This window comes from Arthrobacter sp. FW306-1B-G06A, from assembly GCF_058781765.1.
Genome location: NZ_JBYSXB010000054.1, coordinates 20,296 through 27,465 on the forward strand (window position 1 = coordinate 20,296; position 7,170 = coordinate 27,465).

Genomic DNA, 7,170 nt, shown 5'->3' on the forward strand with positions numbered 1-7,170 from the left:
CTCCCCGGATGCGAAATCGAAGGACGCCCGCCTGCGGAACCACTGGCTCAGACCAGCGAGTCCTTCCAGGCGCCGTGCAAGCGGGCGAAACGCCCTCCTCCGCCGATGAGCGCGGCCGGCGTGCCGTCTTCGACGATGCGTCCCTCGTGCACCACCAGCACCCGGTCCGCTGTCTCAACAGTAGAGAGCCGGTGGGCGATGATGATCGCGGTCCGTTCGGAGTCCGCACCGGACAACAGGCTGCTCAGGCCGGCCTGCACCAGTCGTTCCGAGGGGATATCAAGCGAAGATGTCGCCTCGTCCAGGATCAGTACTGCCGGGGCCGCAATGAAGGCCCGGGCAAAGCCGATCAGCTGCCGTTGCCCGGCGGAGACCCGGCCGCCACGCTTGTTGACGTCGGTGTCGTAACCGTCAGGCAACGCGGAGATGAAGTCGTGCGCGCCAACGGCCTTCGCCGCGGTTTCGATCTCCTCGCGCGTAGCCTCGGGCCGCCCCAGGGCGATGTTGTCCGCCACGGAGCCGCTAAAGAGGAAGGCTTCCTGGGTGACCATCACGACGGCGCGCCGCAGGTCCGCCGTCGAAAGCTCCCGGAGGTCGACGCCGTCGAGGGTCAAGGATCCTTCGGTGACGTCGTAGAAGCGGGCGATCAGCTTGGCAAAGGTCGATTTGCCGGCGCCGGTCTGTCCAACGAGGGCTATGGTCTGTCCGGCGGGAATGTGAAGGTCCAGCTTGGGGACCACTACCTTGCCGTTGCCGTAGCCGAACTCCACTCCACGGAAGTCGATTTCGCCGCGCGCATGGGGCAATGGCACGGGGTTCTTGGGTGGCCGGACAGTAGGAACTTCTTCGAGCAGGCCGGACACCTTCTCGAGCGCGGCCTGGGCGCTCTGGAAGGAGTTGTAGAACATGGCCATCTGGTCCACGGGCTGGAAGAAGCGCTTCGTTGAAAGGATCAGTGCCAGCAGCACGCCTACCGCCAGCTCTCCCGAGAGTACCCGGAAGCCGCCGAACAGCAGGACCACCGCGACGCACACGTTGCCGATGAGGACCAGTCCCGGTTGGAAGACACCGTTGAGGTTGATGGAGCGGACGGTGACTTTACGGTAGTCCTCGGAGAGTTCGGCATAGCGCTGGGCGTTCTCCGGCTCCTTGCGGAAAGCCTTGATGGCCCGGATTCCAGTCATGGTCTCCACGAAGTGGACAATCAGCCTGGCCGATACCACCCGCGATTCGCGGAAGGCGATCTGCGAGTGCTTCTGGTACCAGCGGGCCAGGAAGTACGCAGGCACTCCCGTGGCGAGCATGAGCAGCCCGCTGCGCCAGTCGAGGGCAAACACCGTAAATGCCGTGAAAAGCATGAACAGGATCCCCGAAGCAAGCGAGCTCACGCCCGAATCAAGGAGTTCACGCAGCGCCTCCAGGTCCGAAGTCTGGCGCGCGATGATCCGGCCCGAGGTGTACTTCTCGTGGAACTCCAGGCTGAGCCGTTGGGTGTGCCGGAAGACCCTCAGCCGCAGGTCGAGGAGCATTGACTGGCTCAGCTTCGCCGTGGAAGTGACGTAGAGGGCGGTCAAAATCGCCGTTGCGACGGCCGCTGTCAGGTACAGGACGCCGGCCAGGACCACGGGCATGTTGTTTCCGGCGAGCAGCGAGGGCAGTGCGTGGTCGATGCCGAAAGCGATGATCGCCGGCCCGGCCACCCGGGTGGCCTGCGAGAGCACCACCATGGCCAGCGTCAGCCAGAACCGCAACCGCACCGGGCGGATAAGCGATCCCAGCAAGGCGACCGACCGCCGCCGTACTGCTTTGCTGTCGCTGCGGCTCAGGTGGGCGTTGTCTTCATTGGCGGTTCCGAACGTGCTCATCGGCGGCCCTCCCCGGCTTGGTCCATGTGCTGTTCCGAATCCAGCTCGTGTTCTAGTTCGTCGAGTTCGAGGTCGAGGTCCTTCGGCCCGGAGTCGAGGCTCGCGATCACGTAGCGGTAGTGGGCGTTGTTGGCCAACAGTTCCGTATGGGTCCCGACGGCGGTGATGCTTCCGTTTTCGAGCAGCGCCACGCGGTCGGCGAGGGCAACGGTGGAGGGCCTGTGCGCGACGATGAGCGTGGTGGTGTCCCGGAGGACTTCGCGGAGCCTGGCTTCGACGAGTTCCTCCGTGTTCACGTCCAGGGCCGACAGGGGATCATCCAGCACGAGGACCTTGGGCTTCGCCGCGATGGCCCGGGCGAGCGCGATCCGCTGCCGCTGGCCACCGGAAAGGCTCAGGCCTTCCTCGCCGATAAGGGTCCCGACGCCGTCGGGCAGCGAATACGCGAAGTGCGCCTGCGCGACGTCGAGCGCTTCCTCAAGGGCTTCCTCGGAAGCGTCGGGCGCGCCGAGCAGCACGTTGTCCCGGACCGAGCTGGAGAACAGGGTGGTGTCCTCGAAGGCGACCGCCACCACGGTCCTCAGCTGCTCGACGCTGAAGTCTCTGACATCCACGCCGTCGATGGTCACGGATCCTTCGCTCACGTCATAGAGCCGGGGAACCAGCTGGAGCAAGGCGCTCTTTCCGCTACCGGTAATGCCCACGAGCGCCATGGTTTCGCCGGGCCTGATGTCCAGGGTCACGTCGTGCAGGAGCCGGGCGCCGTCGTCGAAACCGAAACCGGCGGCCTTGAAGCTCAATGCCCCGCGCAGTTCCTTGGGTGTCCTGGGGTTCGCCGGACTGGTGATGGTGTTGGGCGTGTCCATGACCTCGAAGTGGCGATCGAGGGCGGTCTTGGCGGTCAATGCCATGGCCAGGAGGGTCCCCGAGAATTCCACCGGTGCCGCGACCACCGCTGCGGTGCCGAAGAAGGCAACCAAGGAACCGATGCTGAGTTGGCCCATGGAGACGAGCAGGACGCCCGCCACCAGCCCGACGCCGAGCGCCAGCTCGGGCAGCAGTGTCACCACCAGCGTGAAGGTGGCTTGGTGCTTGGCCTTGGCGATCTCGGTCTGCCTCAGCTCCTCGGCCTGTTCATTGAAGTTCTCCAGTGCTTCGCGGCTGCGGCCGAACGCCTTGAGCACACGGATGCCGTGAACGGACTCCTCGACCGTGGTGGCGAGGTCGCCGGCCTGGTCCTGGCTGAGCCGGGTCACCAGGCTGAAGCGGCGGCGGAAGCGGAAGGAATAGACCATGATGGGCACCGCGGCGGCCAGGAAGATCAAAGCCAGCTGCCAGCTCATCGCGAACATCACCGCGACGCCGATCACCACGGTCAAAGTGGTCACCACCAGCATGATCGCGCCGAACGCCATCCAACGCCGCAGGAAGTTCAAGTCCGTCATCGCCCGGGACAGGAGTTGCCCTGACCCCCAACGGTCGTGGAAGGAAACGGTGAGGTCCTGCAGGTGCCCGTAGAGGGAAACCCGCATCCTCGATTCCACCGTGGTGGCGGGATTGATGACGAACTGGCGCCGCAGCGCCACAAGCCCGGCTTCGGCGATGCCGAGTGCCAGAACCACGACGGCGGAAATCCAGACAGCGTCGGTAGGACCACCAGGGTGGAGGGAGCCGTTGATCAGGACTCGCAGCACCTGGGGGATGGCAAGCGCCATGATGCTGGCCAGCAACGCGCTGACCAACCCCATGAAAAGCCGGGGGAGGATCGGTTTAACGTGCGGATAGAGACGTTTGACGGAGGTAAAGAATGAAGTCTGTTTGGCCATGCCCGCTTCTCAACAGCTTTGTCCCGGCGTTCCTGGGTTTTCGTACGACGCACGGAGGTAGTTTCCTATAGCAACTACCCTATGCCATCGCGTAACAGGATTCACAGCACCATTGCGTTGCGTGATACGAGGTATTCGGAACTGGTGGCGCTGGTTATTGACGGGGCGTCAGCGTCAGCAGCACTGCTTCCGGCTTGCACGCGATCCGGACCGGGGCGAAGCGCGAGGTACCGATGCCGCCCGAGACGTTGACCGGCGTCGCGCGTCCGTTGTTCTCCCAGTCATGCAGGCCTTTGGCGCGCCACGTGGGGAGATCGCAATTGGCAACCAGGGCGCCGTAGCCGGGGATGCAGATCTGGCCGCCGTGGGTGTGCCCGGCGAGGATGAGGTCCGCCGCGTCGTTCGTGAAGTGATCCAGGACCCGTTGGTAGGGGGCATGGATAACGGCTACGCGCAGGTGCGGGCGGGAGTCCTGTCCCACGGTGCCGCGTGGCCAGCCGGTGTAGCGCTCCCGATTGAGATGGGGGTCGTCCACTCCGGAGAAATCGAAGCGGATTCCGTTGATGGGCAAGGACTGGTGCCTGTTGGTGAGGTCGATCCAGCCCGACATCCCGAATCCTGAGCGCAGGCGCGGCCAATCGAGCTCGACCGGATTGTCCTTGACGCGGGACGGGCCGAGGAAATACGTAGCTGGGTTCTTGAACCGCGGGGCGTAGTAGTCGTTGGAGCCTGGAACGAAGACGCCGGGGAACTTCAAGAGTGGCCGCAACGCATCCAACAGCGGAACAACGGCGTGGGGGTGGCTGAGATTGTCGCCCGTGTTCACCACAAGGTCCGGCTCAAGCGTGGCGAGAGAACGCAGCCATTCGGCCTTCTTGCGTTGGCTTGGCACGAAATGGATGTCGCTTATGTGCAGCACCCGGACGGGAGCCGAGCCTTCAGGGAGGATGGGCACGGTCTCCTCGCGGAGTACGAACTGGTTCTTTTCCCAGAGGCCGTAAGCGAAGCCTGCCACGCCAGCGGTTGCGCCCGCACCCGCAGCGACGGCAAAGCCGCGTCCGATGCTTCGGACGCGGCTTGCCAGCGATTCAATGACGGGCTTGGAGCCGCTAGCCATTCTTGTTTCCGTTGCCATTTCCATTGCCGTTCCCGTTGCTGCTCGGCTGGGTGCTCGGAGAAGTGTTGCCCGGAGTGGTGGTGCTAGGCGTCGAAGGCTTGAACCCGGGCGGGTCGAGCAGGTTCGACGGCGGAGCCGGGAACGGGTTGGTTCCATAGGTGGGAGCAACCTGGAGCATGTAGTTGGCGAACTGCGGACCAGCGATCATGTAACCGTCAATGCCCTGGTAGAACTTGCCATTGATGGTGACGTTCTGACCCGCTCGGTTCTGGCTGCCCAACGGATCGCCGAACCACGTGGCCGTTGCGAGGCCGGAAGTGTAGCCGGCAACCCAGGTGGAACCATTGGAGTCGTTGGTTCCGGTCTTGCCCGCGATGGGGAAGTTGGTCTTGGTGGAGATTCGAGGCTGGATCAGCGAGCCGGAGCCCTTATTCAGAACCTCTTGCATGGCGTAGGCAACACCATGAGCGACCTCGGGGGTGACCGCGCTCCTGCAGCTCGTGGACTGGGCCGGCAGCTTGGCGCCCGTCTGGTCGGTTACCGAGGTGATGGCGATCGGCTCGCAGTACGTGCCATTGTTGGCAAAGGTGGCGAAGGCGCTGGCCATGGTCAGTGGCGCGGTCTGGGTGGAACCAATCAGGTTGCCCAACGTTGTCATGGGAACCTTCGGGTTGGGATTGCTGGCGTCCGGCAAGCCGCCGTGGATGCCAACAGCATCGACGATCTTCTGGATGCCACACAGGTCAACCCTTGCAGCCGTGGCAAATGTCATGGTGTTGATGGAGTTGGCCAAACCATCCACCACTGTCATGGGCTTGTAATATCCACCCTCGGCGTTCTGGAGGTCATGGGTGCCATTGGTGCTGTCATACCAGCCGACCGTCGGAGTCGGGCAAGTGTTCTTCCACGGGAAATTCTGGGGATACCGCCGGACGGTGCCATCCAGCACCGTATTCATCGACTTGCCCTCGTTCAACCATTCGGCAAAAGTGAAGGGCTTCATGGTTGAACCGGGCTGGAATCCGCCCAGTCCGTTGAGGTCATTGCCGTTGGCATCCAGTTTGTCTACGTTGAAGTTCTGCTCGGCCTGGAACTTCCCGTCGGCTGGCAGCCAGACGGTATTTTGGGCCATCGAGATGATCTTGCCGGTGCCCGGCTGGACCGACACCAAGGAAGCGCCCCATTTGTCCGGGTTAGCGCCGGCGGAAGCATCTACCTGGGCCTGGGCCACGGCCTGCGCCTTCGGGTCCAGTGTGGTCTGGATGGTCAGGCCACCCCGCGAGACGCGGTTGACGCGATCGTCGATGGTCGCGCCGTAGGCCGGGTTGTTGTAGAGCAGGTGCAGCACGTAGTCGCAGAAGTACGCGGCAGTGGCGGAGTAGGGGCAGCCTTGGCGAGGTTGCGTCACCTTGGTGGTCACCGGCGTCGCGATGGCGGCGTCGTAGTCGGCCTTCTTGATCTTTCCCTGGTCCAGCATGAGGCCGAGCACCAGGTCGCGACGCTGCTTCGCGTGGTCCGGGTTCGTCACCGGGTCGTAGTAGGACGGGCTGTTGACGACGCCGGCCAGCAAGGCGGCTTGCGGCAAGGTGAGGTCCTTGGCGCTGGTGCTGAAGAAGAGCCTCGAGGCGGCCTCGATGCCGTAGGCGTCCTTGTTGAAAAAGACGATATTGAGGTAACCCTCGAGGATCTGCTGCTTGGAGAACTTCTTCTCCAAAGCGATGGACAGCTTCATTTCGCGAAGTTTGTCGCCCACGCCCTTGTTCACGCCATTGAGCTTGACGTCGGCACCCTTGTTCTGGGACACGAGGGATTCATTAATGACGTTGTTCACGTACTGCTGGGTGATGGTGGAAGCACCCTGCTTTTGCCCGCGCGCCGTGCTGACGATGGCGCGCATGATGCCGGTGGCGTCAATGCCGCCGTGCTCATAGAAGCGGCTGTCCTCAACCGAGACGATCGCGTCCTTGATGAAAGGGCTCATCTGGTCGAGGGAGACCCGCGTGCGGTTTTCGGAGTAGATCGAGGCGATCTGGCTGCCGTCCGCGGCCAGGATGGTGGTCGCCTGGCTGGGCGGGTTCACCTGAAGCTCCGCCGGCAGCGTGTCGAAGAACTGAATGGACCCACTCGCCGCACTGCCCGAAACGGCGGCCGCGGGAACGAGCAAGCCCGCCACCAGGACACCACAAATAGCGCTCACACCGAGGAATCCGAGGATCTTTCCAAGAGTGGTGGCAGTGTCGAATAGAGGGTTCCTACGAGTCACCATGTTCACCACTTTACCGGCAAGGGCTGATATGAGTTGAGTTAGTCCTTCACAAACACCTCCGGAGATGTCAGGACGGGTTGTATCAGATTCCCTGTG

The 7,170-nt window shown here is 63.3% G+C and carries 4 protein-coding genes; all 4 read right to left on the bottom strand.

Annotated features, from left to right (window positions below; genetic code table 11):
* Positions 1 to 47 precede the first annotated feature (47 nt).
* Complete coding sequence (locus AC3WJM_RS21075; RefSeq protein WP_306959284.1) at positions 48 to 1,865, bottom strand: ABC transporter ATP-binding protein; 1,818 nt, start codon at positions 1,863 to 1,865, stop codon at positions 48 to 50.
* On the bottom strand, positions 1,862 to 3,691 hold the full coding sequence (locus AC3WJM_RS21080) for an ABC transporter ATP-binding protein (RefSeq protein ID WP_307055851.1): 1,830 nt from the start codon (positions 3,689 to 3,691) through the stop codon (positions 1,862 to 1,864). The genes AC3WJM_RS21075 and AC3WJM_RS21080 overlap by 4 nt, the downstream gene beginning before the upstream one ends.
* Positions 3,692 to 3,845: 154 nt before the next feature.
* Complete coding sequence (locus tag AC3WJM_RS21085; protein ID WP_332603442.1) at positions 3,846 to 4,808, bottom strand: metallophosphoesterase; 963 nt, start codon at positions 4,806 to 4,808, stop codon at positions 3,846 to 3,848.
* Complete coding sequence (locus AC3WJM_RS21090; RefSeq protein ID WP_307055855.1) at positions 4,801 to 7,074, bottom strand: transglycosylase domain-containing protein; 2,274 nt, start codon at positions 7,072 to 7,074, stop codon at positions 4,801 to 4,803. Before AC3WJM_RS21090 ends, AC3WJM_RS21085 begins: the two co-directional genes overlap by 8 nt.
* Between the last annotated feature and the right edge of the window lie 96 nt (positions 7,075 to 7,170).